The organism is Pseudomonas sp. S1_G07 (genome assembly GCF_054668565.1).
This window is the reverse complement of record NZ_CP162778.1, coordinates 1,011,632-1,029,103: the sequence shown is the minus strand read 5'-3', so window position 1 is coordinate 1,029,103 and position 17,472 is coordinate 1,011,632. Positions and strand designations below refer to the sequence as shown.

15 protein-coding genes are annotated in these 17,472 nt (G+C 49.0%); all 15 read left to right on the top strand.

Annotated features, from left to right (window positions below; genetic code table 11):
* The first annotated feature begins 107 nt into the window (after positions 1 to 107).
* The 15 genes from glmU (at position 108) to AB4O05_RS04725 (ending at position 17,470) form a co-directional block, all read left to right on the top strand.
* Positions 108 to 1,475 carry a bifunctional UDP-N-acetylglucosamine diphosphorylase/glucosamine-1-phosphate N-acetyltransferase GlmU gene (gene glmU / locus AB4O05_RS04795; protein WP_460132600.1) on the top strand — a complete coding sequence of 456 codons (1,368 nt, stop codon included), beginning with the start codon at positions 108 to 110 and terminating at the stop codon, positions 1,473 to 1,475.
* Between the two features lie 167 nt (positions 1,476 to 1,642).
* Entirely contained in the window at positions 1,643 to 2,410 is a 768-nt protein-coding gene (locus AB4O05_RS04790) for a DeoR/GlpR family DNA-binding transcription regulator (RefSeq protein WP_460132601.1), read from the top strand.
* A 10-nt stretch (positions 2,411 to 2,420) separates the two neighbouring features.
* Positions 2,421 to 4,253: a glutamine--fructose-6-phosphate transaminase (isomerizing) gene (gene glmS, locus AB4O05_RS04785; protein ID WP_460132603.1), complete on the top strand. Its 1,833-nt coding sequence runs from the start codon at positions 2,421 to 2,423 to the stop codon at positions 4,251 to 4,253.
* A gap of 496 nt (positions 4,254 to 4,749) precedes the next feature.
* Entirely contained in the window at positions 4,750 to 5,805 is a 1,056-nt protein-coding gene (locus AB4O05_RS04780; protein ID WP_460132605.1) for an aspartate carbamoyltransferase, read from the top strand.
* A gap of 716 nt (positions 5,806 to 6,521) precedes the next feature.
* Positions 6,522 to 7,382, top strand: a complete 861-nt coding sequence (aepX, locus tag AB4O05_RS04775; RefSeq protein ID WP_460132607.1) for a phosphoenolpyruvate mutase — start codon at positions 6,522 to 6,524, stop codon at positions 7,380 to 7,382.
* A gap of 20 nt (positions 7,383 to 7,402) precedes the next feature.
* Positions 7,403 to 8,632, top strand: coding sequence for a hypothetical protein (locus AB4O05_RS04770; protein WP_460132609.1), 1,230 nt, complete (start codon positions 7,403 to 7,405; stop codon positions 8,630 to 8,632).
* A gap of 11 nt (positions 8,633 to 8,643) precedes the next feature.
* A complete protein-coding gene (locus AB4O05_RS04765) occupies positions 8,644 to 9,633 on the top strand; it encodes a pyridoxal phosphate-dependent aminotransferase (RefSeq protein WP_460132611.1) in 990 nt (329 codons plus the stop codon).
* Positions 9,630 to 11,486: an alpha/beta hydrolase family protein gene (locus AB4O05_RS04760; RefSeq protein WP_460132612.1), complete on the top strand. Its 1,857-nt coding sequence runs from the start codon at positions 9,630 to 9,632 to the stop codon at positions 11,484 to 11,486. Before AB4O05_RS04765 ends, AB4O05_RS04760 begins: the two co-directional genes overlap by 4 nt.
* Positions 11,487 to 11,506: 20 nt before the next feature.
* Positions 11,507 to 12,661 (top strand): phosphonopyruvate decarboxylase, encoded by a 1,155-nt coding sequence (gene aepY, locus AB4O05_RS04755; protein WP_460137669.1) that lies wholly within the window; start codon positions 11,507 to 11,509, stop codon positions 12,659 to 12,661.
* On the top strand, positions 12,661 to 13,779 hold the full coding sequence (locus AB4O05_RS04750) for a sulfotransferase family protein (protein ID WP_460132614.1): 1,119 nt from the start codon (positions 12,661 to 12,663) through the stop codon (positions 13,777 to 13,779). The genes aepY and AB4O05_RS04750 overlap by 1 nt, the downstream gene beginning before the upstream one ends.
* Positions 13,779 to 14,639 (top strand): TauD/TfdA family dioxygenase, encoded by an 861-nt coding sequence (locus tag AB4O05_RS04745; protein WP_460132616.1) that lies wholly within the window; start codon positions 13,779 to 13,781, stop codon positions 14,637 to 14,639. The genes AB4O05_RS04750 and AB4O05_RS04745 overlap by 1 nt, the downstream gene beginning before the upstream one ends.
* Before the next feature lie 33 nt (positions 14,640 to 14,672).
* Positions 14,673 to 14,861: a hypothetical protein gene (locus tag AB4O05_RS04740; protein WP_460132617.1), complete on the top strand. Its 189-nt coding sequence runs from the start codon at positions 14,673 to 14,675 to the stop codon at positions 14,859 to 14,861.
* A 208-nt stretch (positions 14,862 to 15,069) separates the two neighbouring features.
* Positions 15,070 to 16,122 (top strand): hypothetical protein, encoded by a 1,053-nt coding sequence (locus tag AB4O05_RS04735; RefSeq protein ID WP_460132619.1) that lies wholly within the window; start codon positions 15,070 to 15,072, stop codon positions 16,120 to 16,122.
* A gap of 17 nt (positions 16,123 to 16,139) precedes the next feature.
* Positions 16,140 to 16,739 (top strand): adenylyl-sulfate kinase, encoded by a 600-nt coding sequence (cysC, locus tag AB4O05_RS04730; RefSeq protein WP_460132620.1) that lies wholly within the window; start codon positions 16,140 to 16,142, stop codon positions 16,737 to 16,739.
* Positions 16,733 to 17,470: a TSUP family transporter gene (locus AB4O05_RS04725; RefSeq protein ID WP_460132622.1), complete on the top strand. Its 738-nt coding sequence runs from the start codon at positions 16,733 to 16,735 to the stop codon at positions 17,468 to 17,470. Before cysC ends, AB4O05_RS04725 begins: the two co-directional genes overlap by 7 nt.
* The last annotated feature ends 2 nt before the right edge of the window (positions 17,471 to 17,472 follow it).

The window sequence follows — 17,472 nt, the reverse complement described above, 5'->3', positions numbered from 1 at the left end:
GCTTCATGCGCGATTGATTAAAAAGGGTAGCCTCGGCTACCCTTTTTCTTTTTTTGCAAAACACTTCTCTGGTCTGAAGCCGGACCGCCCAGGATTGGTAGCCATTCATGTCTCTTGAAATTGTCATTCTCGCCGCAGGCCAGGGCACTCGCATGCGCTCTGCCCTGCCCAAGGTGCTGCACCCGGTTGCCGGCAATTCCATGCTCGGCCATGTTATCCACAGCGCTCGGCAACTGGACCCACAGCGGATTCACGTGGTGATCGGCCACGGCGCCGATGTGGTGCGTGAGCGCCTGGCGGCAGAGGACCTGAATTTCGTCCTGCAAGACAAACAACTGGGTACCGGCCACGCCACCGCGCAGGCCGTGCCATTTATCACCGCCGACACTGTGCTGATTCTTTACGGCGACGTGCCACTGATTGAAGTGGAAACCCTGCAACGTCTACTCAAGCACGTAGTGCCTGGCCAGATGGGCCTGCTCACCGTTGAACTGGACGACCCCACCGGCTATGGGCGTATCGTGCGCAATGCCGACGGCAAGGTCGCCGCCATCGTTGAACACAAGGACGCCAGCGAAGCGCAGCGCGCCATCACCGAAGGCAACACCGGGATTCTCGCCGTCCCCGCCAATAAGCTCGCCGACTGGATGAGCCGTTTATCCAACAACAACGCTCAGGGCGAGTACTACCTCACCGACGTCATCGAGATGGCCGTGAGCGATGGCCTGCTGGTCGCTACCGAGCAGCCCCACGACCCGATGGAAGTGCAGGGCGCCAACGATCGCAAGCAACTGGCCGAACTGGAGCGCCACTACCAATTGCGCGAAGGTCGTCGACTGATGGCCCAAGGGGTGACCCTGCGCGACCCGGCGCGCTTCGATGTGCGCGGTGAAGTCACCGTGGGCCGTGATGTGCTGATCGACATCAACGTGATCCTCGAAGGGCGCGTGATCATCGAAGACGACGTGGTGATTGGTCCTAACTGCGTGATCAAGGACAGCACCCTGCGCAAAGGTGTAGTGATCAAGGCCAACAGCCATATCGAAGGCGCTGTGATGGGCGAGGGCAGTGATGCCGGGCCGTTTGCGCGGTTGCGTCCTGGTAGCGTGCTGGAAGCGAAGGCCCATGTGGGTAACTTTGTTGAACTGAAAAATGCACACTTGGGTGAAGGTGCCAAGGTTGGCCACCTGACGTACTTGGGCGATGCCGTGATCGGTGCGCGCACCAATATCGGAGCCGGTACCATCACCTGCAACTACGATGGCGCCAATAAGTACCAAACGACCATCGGTGAGGATGTATTCATCGGCTCCAATAACTCACTGATTGCACCGGTGAGCATTGGCGATGGGTCCAACACGGCTGCCGGCTCGACAATTAACCAGGATGTGGATAAGTCTCAACTGGCCGTCGCCCGCGCCCGCCAACGCAACATTGACGGTTGGAAACGCCCGGTCAAACTCAAAAAGACCTGAGTTATCCACAGTCTCCGTCGCGCCAAAATAATAATGTGGGAGCGGGCTTGTCCGCTTTCACATTTGATTTGTGGTGATTAAAAAATTCTGCTCCCCCTGCTTGACGAACTTTCGCCAATAGGTTTTGATTGCCTTCGTTATCTTTCGAAACGAAACTTATCACTACCATGTCGAAACGCAATACACCTCAACGCCGCCACAACATCTTGACCCTGCTCAACGAACAGGGCGAAGTCAGTGTGGACGAATTGGCCAAGCGTTTCGAAACGTCGGAAGTCACCATCCGCAAGGACCTCGCCGCCCTCGAAAGCAACGGCCTGCTGCTACGCCGCTACGGTGGCGCGATCACCATGCCTCAGGAACTGGTCGGTGACCCTGCACAACCCATCTCGGCCTACAAACGTGCCATCGCCCGTGCCGCCGTGAAGCGGTTGCGCGAACATGCGCGCATTATCATCGACAGCGGCAGCACCACCGCCGCCATGATCCCCGAGCTGGGCCACCAGCCCGGCCTGGTGGTGATGACCAACTCCCTGCACGTGGCCAGCGCCTTGAGCGAACTGGAACACGAGCCGGTGCTGTTGATGACCGGCGGCACCTGGGACCCCCATTCAGACTCGTTCCAAGGCCAGGTCGCCGAGCAAGTGCTGCGTTCCTACGACTTCGATCAACTATTCATCGGCGCCGATGGCATCGACCTGGAGCGCGGTACCACCACCTTCAACGAACTGCTGGGCTTGAGCCGCGTGATGGCTGAGGTCGCCCGTGAAGTGGTGGTGATGGTCGAGTCCGACAAGATCGGCCGCAAGATCCCCAACCTGGAACTGCCCTGGAGCAGCGTCCATACCCTTATTACCGATGATCGCCTGCCGCTTGAGGCCCGCGACCAGATCCAAGCCCGCGGCATTACGCTGATATGCGCGGCAATCATCTAGGAGAAACACCATGTGTGGAATTGTTGGCGCAGTCGCCGAACGTAACGTGACAGCGATCCTGCTCGAAGGCCTTAAGCGCCTCGAATACCGTGGCTACGACAGCGCTGGTGTGGCGGTCTTCACCAACGCGGGCAAGCTTGAGCGTATGCGTCGCCCGGGTAAGGTCAGCGAGCTGGATCAGGCCCTGGCGGGTGAGCCATTGGTTGGCCGCCTGGGCATCGCCCACACCCGTTGGGCCACCCACGGTGCACCGTGCGAACGTAATGCCCACCCGCACTTCTCCGGTGACCTGGCCGTGGTGCACAACGGCATCATCGAAAACCACGAAGTGCTGCGCGAGCAACTCAAGGGCATGGGCTATGTGTTCACCTCGGACACCGATACCGAAGTCATCGCCCACTTGCTCAATCACAAGCTCAAGGACCACAACGACCTGACCAATGCTCTCAAGGCCACGGTCAAGGAGCTGCACGGCGCCTACGGCTTGGCGGTGGTAAGCGCCAGCCAGCCCGACCGCGTGGTCGCCGCCCGCAGTGGCAGCCCGCTGGTGATCGGGCTGGGCCTGGGGGAAAACTTCCTCGCCTCCGACCAACTGGCCCTGCGCCAGGTCACCGACCGTTTCATGTACCTGGAAGAAGGCGATATCGCTGACATCCGCCGTGAAAGCGTGCAGATCTGGGACGTGAACGGTCAGTCGGTAGAGCGCGAAGCCGTGCAATATCGCGACGGTGCCGAAGCTGCCGACAAAGGCGAATTCCGCCACTTCATGCTCAAGGAAATCCACGAGCAACCGTCCGTGGTGCAGCGCACCCTGGAAGGTCGCCTGAGCCAGAACCAGGTACTGGTCAACGCCTTCGGCCCGCAAGCCGCCGAGCTGTTCGCCAAAGTGCGCAACGTGCAGATCGTCGCCTGTGGCACCAGCTACCATGCCGGCATGGTTGCGCGTTACTGGCTGGAAGAACTGGCTGGTATCCCCTGCCAGGTCGAAGTGGCCAGCGAATTCCGCTACCGCAAAGTGGTGGTGCAGCCCGACACCTTGTTCGTAACCATCTCCCAATCCGGCGAAACCGCCGACACCCTGGCCGCCTTGCGCAATGCCAAGGAACTGGGCTTCCTCGCCAGCCTGGCGATCTGCAACGTCAGCATCAGCTCGCTGGTGCGTGAGTCCGACCTGACCCTGCTGACCCAGGCAGGCCGCGAAATCGGCGTGGCCTCCACCAAGGCCTTCACTACCCAACTGGTCGGCCTGCTGCTGCTGACCCTGTCCCTGGGCCAGGTTCGCGGTACCTTGGCCGCCGGCGTCGAAGCCACGCTGGTCGAAGAGCTGCGCCGCTTGCCGACCCGCCTGGGCGAAGCCCTGGCCATGGACAGTACCGTGGAAAAAGTCGCCGAGCTGTTCGCCGACAAGAACCACACCCTGTTCCTTGGCCGTGGCGCGCAATACCCGGTGGCGATGGAAGGCTCTCTTAAGCTCAAGGAAATCTCCTACATCCACGCCGAAGCCTACCCGGCCGGCGAGCTGAAACACGGCCCATTGGCCCTGGTGGATGACGACATGCCGGTGGTCACCGTCGCGCCAAACAACGAACTGCTGGAAAAGCTCAAGTCCAACCTGCAGGAAGTACGTGCCCGTGGCGGTCAACTGGTAGTGTTCGCCGACGAAAAAGCCGGCATGACCAACGGTGAAGGTACTCACGTCATCAACATGCCGCACATCCACGACATCCTGTCGCCGATCCTCTACACCATCCCGCTGCAACTGCTGTCGTACTACGTGGCTGTGCTCAAGGGCACCGACGTTGACCAGCCGCGCAACCTGGCCAAGTCGGTGACGGTGGAGTAACAGGCTTCGCTTGTACAGATTCATCACGACCAGCAACGTGAATTCACGCAGCAATACCCCCCGCATATGCGGGGGAGCAGTGCAGCGTGGGTTGTACCATCGGTCCGGATTTGCCGCTTCGTTTCACCCCAAGAGTAATCTGGAAAACGCCTCGTCATAGACGGGGCGTTGTAGCAATTCCCCATTTTTCCTTTTGTGAGCACGCGCATAGGAACTAACGGAGTTTCTGGCCGAACAAGTAATAACCTATTGGGTGTGTGCGCCCGACGTGAACAGGGCCCTAGTAAACAGGCTATAAAGGGTTAGTTTTTGAAGGTTTAAAATCCCTAAGTTAATATTAACCCGTACCAGAATTAAACTTATGTTACGAGGTGATGAGGTATGAGTGGCATCTGCACCTCCACGAGGCGTGCATAAATGAAATCTGCGCCGTTGCTGCCATTGCGTGTCGGTTTTTCATCAATTATAATCGCCAAAATTCAACTGGAGCTTCAGTATGTCATTTTTGATTTCTTCTGAAAACAAACCCCAGCTCTTGTCTGTTAGTCAAATGACACTCGAGAGTGTTAATGCTCTTTTTCATTATGCAGACATACTAAAGCCCGTTGCCAGTCGTAAAAAAGTTTGCAGAGTTTTAGAAGGCGCTGTTTTAGCGAATCTATTTTTCGAGGCCAGTACCAGAACCCGGATTAGTTTTGGTGCTGCATTTTGCCGGTTGGGTGGAGCGGTCTGCGATACAACAGGGTTTACTTCGTCTTCAATGGCGAAAGGTGAGTCAATTTCAGATACCAGCCGCGTGATTAGCGGTTATGTGGATGCGATCGTATTAAGGCACCCCGAAAAAGGTGCTGTTGCCGAGTTTGCCAGAGCCACAAACTTGCCGGTTATCAATGGCGGAGATGGGCCCGGTGAACACCCCAGTCAAGCGTTGCTGGATCTTTACACGATAATAAAAGAGTTGTCGCGTTCGGGTAAGGATATCAATGGTTCGCATATCGCTCTTGTCGGTGACTTGAAGTATGGGCGCACGGTCCACTCACTGATAAAATTGTTATCTCTGTATAAAGGACTTAAATTTACACTGATCTCTCCTAAAGACTTGCAGATGCCGAGTTACATACTGGATGAAATTTCAAATGGCGATAATGTCATTGAGCAAGTCAGTGTGCTGGACAAGAATGTGCGTGACATAGACATCGTGTACGCAACACGTATTCAAAAAGAGCGTTTCTCTGCGGGTGAAGAAGATAACTACTCTCCAGAGTTACAACTCAACAAGAGTTTTATTGATAGGTTTTGCAAACCCAGCGTTATTGTAATGCACCCACTACCACGTGACAGCCGAGCTGAAGCTTTTGATTTGAGCACGGATTTGGATAACGATCCAAGACTCGCCATTTTTCGACAAACCGACAACGGGATACCGATCCGAATGGCGTTGTTTGCGGTGCTAATGGGTGTGGAGTCGAAAATTCAAGATTCATTGTGTGACACTACTTGGAAAACCCCGCATTTTATGGGGCCGAACGATCACTTCACGCTCCACGAATGACGTCTACGTTATCTCGGGTAATCAATTATGAACCTGTAATAATGATTCCGACCGCTGTATAAATTCTTTTGTCCAACGGCACTTTCGACTGCACGGGTATGCATCAAACTCCAGTGTTAGTCCCTTCCCCGATCGTGCCGATCCCTAAACTCAAACGATCGCCCATTCCTTAACGTCCTCCCAAGACGTCGCCTCTATATCGTTTCCTGATCGTGAAACCCCCTCAGACGATTAACCTCATGCCCGGTGCGCTGTCCCGCCGTAATCATCGGTCAGGCCGTAGGCCTTATCTAAGAAGCTCTGTGCATCCTTACCTGTCTTAAGCGTCTTTGAGCCGTGTTCGCTGACCTATTTTCTCCTGGTATCCAAGGGGTTCGCTTTGGGTAGATGGCAGCTTCATTCGCAACTTTTCTGGGGGGCGACGAAGGCGCGCGCCGCTCGAGAACGACCGGCAAGGGCAAGCAAAAAACCGTGAAATACCAAATTTTCGAAAAAAATATCAAAAAAAACGGGAAAAACATATCTCGTTGATTTTAATAGATAAAAATCGCTTGACTTTTAGTTTTTCAAAGTAACAAACAGGGTTTTTTGCCGTTTTAGGCTTAGGTGAAACGTTTAATTCACGAAAATGGATTGACTTTAAGGTTTTTCCATTTCACATTTATTGCAACAAGATGTTTCAGAGCTTTACGTCAAATCACTGTTAAGGACTAACAATGAAAAAGCCACAAATGCTGGAAGCACTCTTCACTCAGCCAACCATGCAACACCTGCTTGGTGTGCACGATGCCTTATCCGCTGTCATTGCAGAAAGAGCCGGTTTCAAAGGTGCATGGATTTCTGGTCTAGGGCTTTCTGCTACCGCCGGGGTAAGGGACTCTAATGAGTTGTCTTGGACGCAAGTGCTTGAGCGCACAGAGCAAATTTGTGATCGATTAGAGATTCCATGTTTGCTCGATATTGATACCGGTTTTGGCGACTTTAATAACGTTCGGCTGACCGTTCAGAAGATGAAACGAATCGGTGTCGCCGGCGCTTGTATTGAAGACAAGCTATTCCCTAAGACAAATTCCTTCATTGGAAACAATCAATCCCTCGCCGATGTAAAAGAGTTTTGCGGGAAGATTCGCGCAGCGAAGGATACTGTTGGCGATGATATCTATCTCGTCGCTCGCTGTGAGGCACTTGTCTGTGGACAGGGTATGAGCGAAGCTATCGAACGATGCCAGTCGTACGAAGAGGCGGGCGCGGATGCAATTCTGATCCATTCCAAAAACACAGATGGCAAGGAAATTTTAGACTTTATGCGCCAATGGAGAAAAACATCTCCAGTCGTCATAGTGCCTACTAAATATACATCTGTTCCGTCCTCAACCTTTGATGAAGCGGGCGTTGCCGTTGCCATTTGGGCTAACCAAAGTTTGCGCGCCGCTATTTTAGGGATGGAAGAGTACAGTCAAAGAATCTTTAAAGAAAAATGCATGAGCGGCATCGAGGCTGATATCGCGCCATTGGACAGAATATTCACACTCATCAATAACGATGAACTTGAGCGCGCAAAAGCCAAGTACGCATAACTGTTAGATATAATAACAATATGCCATTGGAAAACCTCATCCAGCAGGCCTACAGACAATACTGCGACCGTGAATCATGGTTCGGAGCGTCTGACAGGCTGCAAAAAATAAAAGAATATGCAAGGGAGCATGTTGCTTTCTATAAAGAAAGCGATGTGCTGGATAATGACGGAGTATTTACAAAAAAAGACTATATAGCGTGTCAATCGGATTTCAAGTCAGCCGTTGAACTGTTTGGGAAAAGTGATATAGGCATTTCAACGTCTGGCTCATCTGGAAAGAAAACCAATATAGATTTGGATCCTGCATCGTGGTTTGCGGTCAATTTTGGCTATTTCTGGAATGTGATGGATGTGCTTGGCTACGACGCCGATGAAATCAAAAAGTTTAAAATAGGGGTTATGTTTGTAAGCAATAAAACCGGTAGGAATAGCTTTCAGTGTGCCAACCCTATATTGAATGATAGCTTGTATTTCAGGTTGCAACTTGGCAGCGACGTATTGGCTTGTAAGGAGGAGCTTAAGTTATTTTTCAAGATGCCATCTTATATCCTTTACGGTAAGCCAAGTTACTTAATTCATCTAAGAAAAATATTGTTAGCATTAGGTTTGGAGAAGTCTCCTTGGACCCCTGGCTTTGTGTTGACGAGTGGTGAAAGCCTCTATACGGATCAAAAGATCAAAATCGAGCATTTTTTTGGGGCTCCCGTGGTCGATGCGGTGTCATCGAGCGAAAGCGGATTGATGGCGTTGAGGCATGGGTCGCAAGACACCTACAAAATCGTAGATAAGAACCTTTCCGTCGGCTTACAAAAACAACGGGACAGTGGCCAACAGGCGTATGGGTATGTCATCAGCTCAAATTTGGCATACACCGGTACCGTTTTTTTAAATTACCTGACCGAGGACTTAGTAAAGTACGACAAGGATACAAAAGATATACATTGGTTTTATGGGAAAAACCTGAGTCACCTAGAGACGCCCAACGGACTATTGGACACGATGTTAGTTGAACGCGCCCTGAGCACAGAGCGTTATTTAGAAGATTATCGCATTTTCAAAAATGGCGTTGAATGGGTGTTCGAGTACTCGTTGGAAAAAAACGCTGAAGATGTACATCGTGGAAATATTTCCGACGCTGTGAAACATCTACAGGAAGTACTCGAATCGACTTCAATTAGACCTATACAGCGAGCGTGTGTCGTTCCAAATGGAGGTAAGAGCGTCCGCTACCCTTCAATAAAAATATAATAGGGATATACATGATAGATCTAACATGGACTGGCAATGTTCTTATTGATGTTGAAGAGCATAATAAACGAATAGCGGCGCTGGCGGGAAGTATCGACTTTTCAAAGAAAGGGAGTCCCGACTCGTCAAATGTCAAGGCGTCTCTCGCCAACTACTACGACATCCCGGTTGAGTATGTCGAGGTCGGCGCGGGAGCGACTCAACTTATTGAGCTGTTCCTGCGTGGTAACTATAAGTCGAAAATTCTGGATATCGTACCAAATTTCCATTTGGTCAGAACAGTCTCAAGGCAAGAAGGTTTTGACTACACGCCTCTGACCGTCAGTGGTGACGATGACGTGCTGTCAATGCTGAAAAAAATCGAAGTTGATAACGGGTGTATTCTTTCTCTGTCTTCGCCACGAAACCCTTTAGGGTATTCTTGGACGATAGAGGCGTTGAAAGAAATTGTTGAGCACTTTCCGGGTTTAGTTCTGGTCGACCAAGTCTACGCAGAATTCGATGATGATTCTATTGTTCCATTAGTGCATAACTATCCGAATCTGGTCATTATCAGAACGTTCTCCAAAGCCTGGGGAATGGCCAATATGCGTATTGGCTATGCCATTAGTTCCGGTTTTAAAAACGGTATAAGCCTTTCTGTTCTACCCAATAGCGTAAACGGGTTGGCACAGAAGACGGCAATTATGTTGTTGGAGCAGAATGATCTAGTTGCTGACAGCTTGAAGGTGAACAAAGAAAACAGAGCCTATTTGGAAGATGAACTAAGTCAGGTCGATGGATTATTGCTCAGGCCTTCTCAAGCTAATTTTATATGCTTCGAATCAGACAAATCTGATCTCTGGTTCGAGTCCCTGTTAAAAGTAGGGATCATGGTACGTAAACTTCACGACTTGAAAGACTATCCGCTTCACTGGCGCAAGGGCCTAAGAATAACGGTTCCAAATCGTGCGGTCTGCAAAGTTATAGTTGAGGTTATAACTGCAGGTGAAGTCGCTTGATTAAAGAATTTGACGTTCAGGTTCACTTGCCGCCTGATGCACAACCGTTTTTATGTAACTACGGTAGTCATGTAGCGTGGCTGAGTTCAGTTAATACTGCTGTGCAACTTGTTGTGTATGACATTGACACGAACGCGTTGAAATATATTGCAGCGCCTCGTGGCTTGATTATGACGAACATTCATTCCCTGAAGCACTGCACCGGCTTTTTGATTGAAACGGATACCGTCGGCAATGAAAACATAAGCCTCTACCTGTTGGATCATGCTACAGAGGTGTGGACCTGTATGAATTTACCGGGTTTGCATAATATGAAATTCATCTGTCAGCATTCTACGACTGCAAACGTAGTGGTGCTGTCTGCCTGGGATGAAAATAATGTAAAGAAATACTATGAATACAATCTATTTACCTACGAACGCAGAGTCATTGAGATAGCTGGTAATCGATCGAATAAGATCTACTTTAATCATGCGTGTGAGCCCGTTATCTATGAGCAATACACCGAATTAGGCGGGATAGACTACTATGACTTACTCGGAAAGTGCCTTTTAAGCATTCCTGCTAGTGGCGATCTGATGGTCAAAATTCTCGAGTGTGACGTAACTGATCGTGCCTTTTTATGTGTGACTGCCCACGGCAAAAAGGGAGCAAAATTGTCGCGTATTCCCTTGGATAATCGGTTTGCGGCTGAAGACATCTTTGTATGTGGGAAAGGCAGTATCAACGCAGTGGTATTAGACGAACAAGGCACGCCAGCGTTTGTCATCGTAGAGAAACAACGTTTCTTCTCCATTGCCCTATCAAAAAAGTATGCCCGTATATTAAAAATAATCCAGAACGCCATCGGCCGGGATGCTGTGATTATAGCAATCAGACATGGAAGCGTTTTTGCGAAAACATCGAACTTGGGCTTGAGATCCGCATATTTTATATTTGATCTTTTAAGAAGCCAATATGTAATTTTTACATATGCCCTGAATAGCGTTAATAGTCCTACCATTATTAATAAACACATAAAGGTCATTGCGCATGATGGGTACCCGGTTCCTGTTTATATTTCTTATCAACGGGAGTCCTATGACAAGCCGGGTACGGAATCGCTCGTCCGCCCAACTGTTGTGATTATACATGGCGGGCCCTGGAAGCGTGTCAGTTGGGAATTTAGTGACAAGCGCGATTGGTTGACGTCATTAGGTTACCTGGTCATCGAACCGAACTATCGCGGGTCTCTCGGGTTTGGTGAGGATCACCTCAATCAAGGAAACTTGGAGTGGGGTGGAAAAATGCGCACGGATATAGAGGATGTAATCCGTTGGGCGATAGATGAGCAATACACAGACAAGGCATGTATAGCGCTTTACGGAGGAAGTTATGGAGGGTTTGCCGCTCTGAATTTGGCGGTCAATCCACTTTTTGAATACGCCTGTATTGTCGTCATGTCGCCTATCGTTGACGTCAATCATTTTTTAAAAAACATCCCGGTCACGTGGAGCGACGTCGGAAGTATGTTGGATCGTCGGGTTGCGCAACCCGGGTTGGCTGGAGGAGGCAGTAGTATTTCTCCTGCTGGGCAGGTTGAACATATCAAGGTACCGGTACTGATAGGGCATGGAAAGCACGACCCGCGGTTAGCGGCAAAAAACACGGTCGATTTTTTTCTAAAGATGTGTGAAGTAAATAACGATGCGAAATTTTTGTTTTTTTTAAATGAAGGACATTCTTTAGCCAGATCGGAAAATAAAGAATTTTTTCTCGATCAAGTTAGAGTTTTTTTGAGTAGCTATATGACCGGGAATTCGCTAACTCCCATGGTCGACCAGCCTGCCCATTGCAAATTGTATACATCCTAAAAATTAGTGAGACCAACGTGATGATAGATTCAGGGACTTTTCTGTCAAGCCTAGTCGACAGCGGAATACACCGTTTTATTGGAGTGCCGTGTTCTTACATTTCCGGGGTCTATACACGGCTTGAAGCCGAGCATCAGAACGAATATTTATCGGCTACTTCAGAAGGAGAGGCCGTTGGTATTGGTGCTGGGGTTTGGCTCGGGGGTAAACAAGCCTGCGTTATGGGACAGAATTCTGGCCTTGGGAACATGGTCAATCCACTGACATCACTTATACAATCTTACAATATACCATTACTTGTCCTCATCTCGCGGCGTGGTTGGCCGGTCGGCACAGATGAAGCCCAGCACAAGTTAATGGGAGAGATCACGTCCAACATGCTTTTACTCATGCAGTTAGACGTTAATGATCTACCCAGTGCCCAACCTGACTATGCTTCTGCGCTTAAAAAAATCACGCGCTCACTTTCGCTGAGAGTTAGCCAGGCGCTAATAATAAATAAGGGAACAATCGATAATCGAGATACGTCTATACCGGCCTTTTCTAAAAAACATGCTTGCACCGTTTATGCGGATATCATAAGCGTCGCCGGGGGACGAGCGCCGACCAGAACAGAGGTGATGTCGTGCTATCTAGAGCAGGGACTGCCGAATAGAATAATCGCTAGCACTGGTTACAACGCCAGGACACTGTTTGGTCTAAACGACTCAGCAGACAACTTCTATATGGCGGGGTCTATGGGGTGTGCTTCCTCCATCGCTTTGGGTTATGCGCATTCTACTTTGTCGCCGGTCACGGTCTTCGATGGCGACGGCTCCTTATTAATGAAGCTGGGTAACTTGTCAACGGTGGGACGGTACGTCTCTTCCCATTACGTCTATATATTGCTGGACAACGGTGCCCACGAATCTACCGGAGCGCAGAAGACCAACGCCGGCGGGGTGCGGTTTGCAGAAATTGCAAGGGCTTGTAATTTTAAGCATGTCTATGAATGTGACGGCATTGAGGCAGTTCATTCGGTAATGGCAGAGCTCAAAAATACGACTGGAACAGTATTTATACACTGTAGAACGGCCATCAGCCCGAACGAGGTCTTTCCTAGGCCGGAAATCCCACTTGACGACATTGCATTAAGGTTTAGACACAAAACCTTGGAACTAACGGAGGTTAACTGATGGCCATCTATTTTCCAGATCAAAATGCTCTACTGCTACTTGTACCTAAGACTGGCAGTACTTGGGTGCGCGCCGTACTTGAAGATATGAATTTGAATATAGAGATTGTCGGCGATGCCAAGATGCGGCATCACGACCAACTCAACTATTTTGATCGAGATAATTATAGTTTTGTGGGCGCGTTCATCAGAAATCCGATCTCTTGGTACCAGTCGTACTGGTCTTATAGAATGGAGAAAGGCTGGCGTCCTCAGTATGAAATTGACAGCCTATGTGCAGATGATAATTTTGAGCAATTTATACGAAACGTAACAACGAAAATGCCCGGTGCCTTGACGAATATTTATAGCTCATATATTTCGTCAGCGGATGAACCCATTGATTTTATTGGCAAACAAGAATCTTTGTCAGAGGATCTATGCGCGTTCCTGCGATTGATTGGAATATCCGTGGATGGGTCTTTTTTTCAAAAGTATGGATTGATCAATAATACCAATACCAAGGCCGACCTCACCAGTGAACTGGAAGAGCTCATCACGCTTTCCGAATGGGAAACCATGAAGCGTTTTAACTATTTGGAGGACCGACTTGATTGTTTCGGCCTTAGACAGATGGAGGCTGCTTATCCGGAAAAAGCTGGAGATCTACGTCTGCTGGCCCTATGGACAGAGCAAATCCATTGGGTTCATGACGATCGAAAAAAACACGTGGGGGCTTATATTAATCCCCGAACACGCTACGCACGCGTGTGTTCGAATTATGCGCTCTTCGCCCAGCACGAACAGAAAGACCTCGAGATGGCCGAAGCAAAATTTCTAGAAGCGCTGGAACATGATCCTCGTCATCCTCGAACGTTGTGTAATTACGCCTTGTATGTATGGCGTCATTTACAAGACGCGCCACGAGCAAAAACAATCATGTTGCGTGCGTTGGAAGTCCGACCTAATCACCCTTATACGCTGGGTAAATTAGCCAGGTTTGTAAGAGTAGTGGAAAATAATTTTGCGCTTGCTCATGAATATTATAATAAAAGCCTCGAACTTTCGCCTACGCAGGACGCGTTAAGGGAAGAGTATTTGCTGTTTTCCAAAAAATACCAACGCTTGGAGAATGTTTAATGCTTACTTCAGAAAAGGCCTGTTTTGAAGAGATCACCTACGCTCCCAACGCGTGTTTTTTTGAGGAAGTAAAAGAACACTTACTACGCAATGGATTGGCCTATGTCAAAAAATTTCCTTTAGACGCGGACGTCTATTTATCACTGGTGGAAATGTACGGTAAGCCATTAGTTAACTATTCTTCCAAAAGCCAGCTAGATGATGGGAGCCCTAACCCCTATATAAACAAGGTGAAATTTAAGTTACCAAAGAAAGATGAGGCGGTATCGGTTCACTATGTAGGTGCTGAGCTAAAGCCTCATAACGCCAGGTCTTGGCTAAATCCGAGACCGAAGTATTTCGCGATGCTAATGGTGGATCCAGGCTGGCGAAATACTGATGTGGGCAGCCGGGGCGAGTCGAAGATTGTCGAGTGGGCCGAATTTTTTTACCACCTTCACAAGGCAGATCCGCACACTTATGCTCGTCATATGCATACGTTACTAACGACCAACATTAGATTCACTGCGGATAATGTAAAAGAAGAGGTCCTGGATTCACCATTAGTTTATGAGTTGGAAGATAAGAAGGGACCGTTCGATTTCGGTGTCAGGCTAAAGCAAGACTTGCTCGAGCGGTATGCTGGATTTAGTAATGAAATAGAAGATAGTGATTGTTATCTCTCTGCGTTGACGTATTTAGTAACTGCGGTCAGAGCTGCCAACGCGCACAAACATTATGTGATGGAGTCCGGTGACTTGATCATAATGGATAATAACAGATTTGCTCATGGCCGCTATCCGATTGTGGGGCAGCGTACCGGGCAAAGTGGCGAGATAGTATCTAACCCAAGAGAGCTCTGGAGCTTGAGCCTGGCTTGAGCATAACTGACATCAACATTCGAGAGAATCGAAATGACTGAAGACAACCAAAAACAGAATGAGATCGAAAGGCAGGCAGCGTTAGAGGATATGAAACAAGAACTGCAGGACTTATTGCTCAGCGATGAGCAAACCGTCACCAGTTCATTAAGTTCAGCTATCGCCAAACTGAAGAATGTTGAAGAAAATAACGTGTCTTCAGTGCAGCTCGTTGCCCTGTAAAAAGTGAATATACGGAAACACCGCCGGCAGTGCTGGGCGTCTCAACGTGTGGTTTTTCGTTCTCGGGTAGTGCGGGTGAATACCGGCCAACTATGACTTTACGTAGGGCCGCACGCAGCGGGAAAACCTGAACCCGCTTGTGTGTTCATCGCGTTGTTGCGTCCGGAAATAGGCGGCGCTTATCTACGTTATTTAACAAGGAGTTAAAATGAATAATGTCAAGGGTTTGCATGGGGCGAAGGTCATTTCGGGTTGTGCGAGATTTGTGCCCGTAGACGTTTTGGAGCGCAGTATTGTGTGCCCTAAACCGAAACTGCTGAAGGCGGGGGACTTGGTACTTTGCCAATCGCAGGAAGCGAAGGGGGTCTACCAGCATGTCGAAAATTTTCAAGGGCTCTCTGTAAGGATATTTGAAGGTGACTATTTTGTCGGGGTGATTGCCAACCGATATTCGGGAACTAATGTGAATGGTTGTGTGCCCGAGGGTGAGATAGGCGAGAACCATGCCCTGTACTTACTGGCTCAAGGGGGCATCATCGGCGACGTCATCCGTTATGACACCGTCGAAGCGTTGCCGATGCGACTGAGGGTTGTTGGGACGCTGGCGACACCGGCGACCTTGAGTACAATTAACGTTGCAGAATATCAAGATCTTGCGCCGGTCGTTAACTTTGATTTTGCCACGCTTAATAAAAAAGTCATTTTAGTTTGTGGGACTTCGGCAGAGTCAGGGAAAACAACATTTGTCAGTAACATAAACCTAGTTGCTAAAAGCATTTCGCCTGAAATAAAGACCGCGGCAATTAAGGTATGTGGCACAGGCCGCATGAAAGATTATTTAAACTTTGCAGGCGCTAACTATGATGTGGTGCTGGATTTTGTGCACTGCGGATTGGCCACGACCTATGGCGTAGAAGAAGATCTCATCTGCAGCTCGTTTATCACACTGCTCGATGCCGCGGCGCAATCAGCTGATTTAATCGTGATAGAAATAGGCGGTGATCTACTAGAGGCAGGGGCAGATCTTATTTTGCCATTGATTACAAAAATCGACGGGCTGCGTATCGTACTGCTGGTCAATGATGCGATGGGTGCCCAAGAGGGTGTGCGGATATTCAGAAGTCTTTCCAACGCTCCAGACGTGATTGCCTCTTACCGGCAAAATCTATCAGCGCTGTCTGCTCGACTGGACCTTGCCGATACCAAAATTATGCACCCCATGGATGTGGATAACATAAAAGGCTTTCTTCAAGCATTATGAGAACAGGAGTTGTCATTATGAGTAACATTGTTGGCACTCGCCATTTTATATCGACTGCACAGCGCGAACAAAAACAGAAGCACAGGTCTGGCGTCTTTTGGTTTACGGGCCTATCTGGCGCGGGTAAAACAACGCTGGCCATGTTGCTGGAGCAAACTCTTTTTGATATGCACAAAAATGTATGTGTCCTTGATGGCGATAATGTCAGGTTGGGCATAAATAAAGACTTAGGGTTTTCCAGTGATGACAGGTCTGAAAATATTCGAAGAGTTGCTGAGCTTTCAAAGATATTGGCCCGGCACGGATGTATTGTGATTGTCTCGCTTATTTCTCCCGCCGCTAACGATAGACAATCGGCACGTGAGATTATTGGAGAGAACTTCTTTGAAGTATTTATTAATGCCAGTTTAGACGTCTGCATTGATAGGGATACCAAAGGCCTTTACGCCAAAGCCCTTAAGGGCGAAATCGAGGGCTTCACCGGAGTTAGTTCTCCCTACGACGTACCCTCGCTGCCTGAGGTGATCGTCAATACGGCTGAAATCAGTATCGAGGAAGGTAAAAACCTGCTGTTGGATTTTATCCTGGGTAAGACGGTGGGGGCACCATCATGTTGAGTGGGATTTATCTGCCACTGTTTATTTGTGCGCTGACGGCTGTTCAATCGATATTCGGCGTCGGGCTACTATTTTTTGGAACACCGCTGCTGCTGTTATGGGGATACGAGTATATTGATGCAATTAATATATTGTTGCCCTGCTCGTTGTTCTTAAGTTGCTATCAAGTTTTTGAAAGGCGGATTCGGTTACGCACGTTTGAAAAGAGGTTGATACCGTTGATTCTGGTATGTGTCTCATTCGGAATGGTTACGGCTTCGGCGTTGACGGACACCGAATTTTTAAAGCCTTTCATCGCCGCATTGCTGATATTGGTCGCACTGCTTCGACTCAACCCTAAACTATTGGAGCTTTTCAGGCGGGTGTGTCGACGTTATCAGCGTCAATCATTGGCTATTATCGGTGTGGTGCATGGGTTGACCAATATGGGTGGCGGGCTGCTGACCTCATATGCTTCTTCAACCTTCTCGCAAAAAGAAGAGGTTTCTGGTTATGTTGTTGTGGTGTACACATTATTTGCGGCCACGCAAATAGCCACACTGGCATACTTAGGCAAACTTACTATCCTTCAGGTGCAAACAGTTATATTGATAGCCTGTGTCTATTTGGTCCATAGGTTTATTGGCCGAGCATTATTTAACAGCTTCAACAATTTGGCTTATCAAAAAATGTTTTCTGTCTTTTTACTCCTCAGTTCGATGATGCTCAGCTATCAATATTTCTATAAGTGAGG

Bases quoted from the DNA above. Each gene is read 5' to 3' on its own strand.
- AB4O05_RS04745 (WP_460132616.1), top strand. From the start codon at position 13,779: ATGCTTACTTCAGAAAAGGCCTGTTTTGAAGAGATCACCTACGCTCCC.
- glmU (WP_460132600.1), top strand. From the start codon at position 108: ATGTCTCTTGAAATTGTCATTCTCGCCGCAGGCCAGGGCACTCGCATG.
- AB4O05_RS04750 (WP_460132614.1), top strand. From the start codon at position 12,661: ATGGCCATCTATTTTCCAGATCAAAATGCTCTACTGCTACTTGTACCT.
- AB4O05_RS04780 (WP_460132605.1), top strand. From the start codon at position 4,750: ATGTCATTTTTGATTTCTTCTGAAAACAAACCCCAGCTCTTGTCTGTT.
- aepY (WP_460137669.1), top strand. From the start codon at position 11,507: ATGATAGATTCAGGGACTTTTCTGTCAAGCCTAGTCGACAGCGGAATA.
- aepX (WP_460132607.1), top strand. From the start codon at position 6,522: ATGAAAAAGCCACAAATGCTGGAAGCACTCTTCACTCAGCCAACCATG.
- glmS (WP_460132603.1), top strand. From the start codon at position 2,421: ATGTGTGGAATTGTTGGCGCAGTCGCCGAACGTAACGTGACAGCGATC.
- cysC (WP_460132620.1), top strand. From the start codon at position 16,140: ATGAGTAACATTGTTGGCACTCGCCATTTTATATCGACTGCACAGCGC.
- AB4O05_RS04740 (WP_460132617.1), top strand. From the start codon at position 14,673: ATGACTGAAGACAACCAAAAACAGAATGAGATCGAAAGGCAGGCAGCG.
- AB4O05_RS04770 (WP_460132609.1), top strand. From the start codon at position 7,403: ATGCCATTGGAAAACCTCATCCAGCAGGCCTACAGACAATACTGCGAC.
- AB4O05_RS04735 (WP_460132619.1), top strand. From the start codon at position 15,070: ATGAATAATGTCAAGGGTTTGCATGGGGCGAAGGTCATTTCGGGTTGT.
- AB4O05_RS04790 (WP_460132601.1), top strand. From the start codon at position 1,643: ATGTCGAAACGCAATACACCTCAACGCCGCCACAACATCTTGACCCTG.
- AB4O05_RS04725 (WP_460132622.1), top strand. From the start codon at position 16,733: ATGTTGAGTGGGATTTATCTGCCACTGTTTATTTGTGCGCTGACGGCT.
- AB4O05_RS04765 (WP_460132611.1), top strand. From the start codon at position 8,644: ATGATAGATCTAACATGGACTGGCAATGTTCTTATTGATGTTGAAGAG.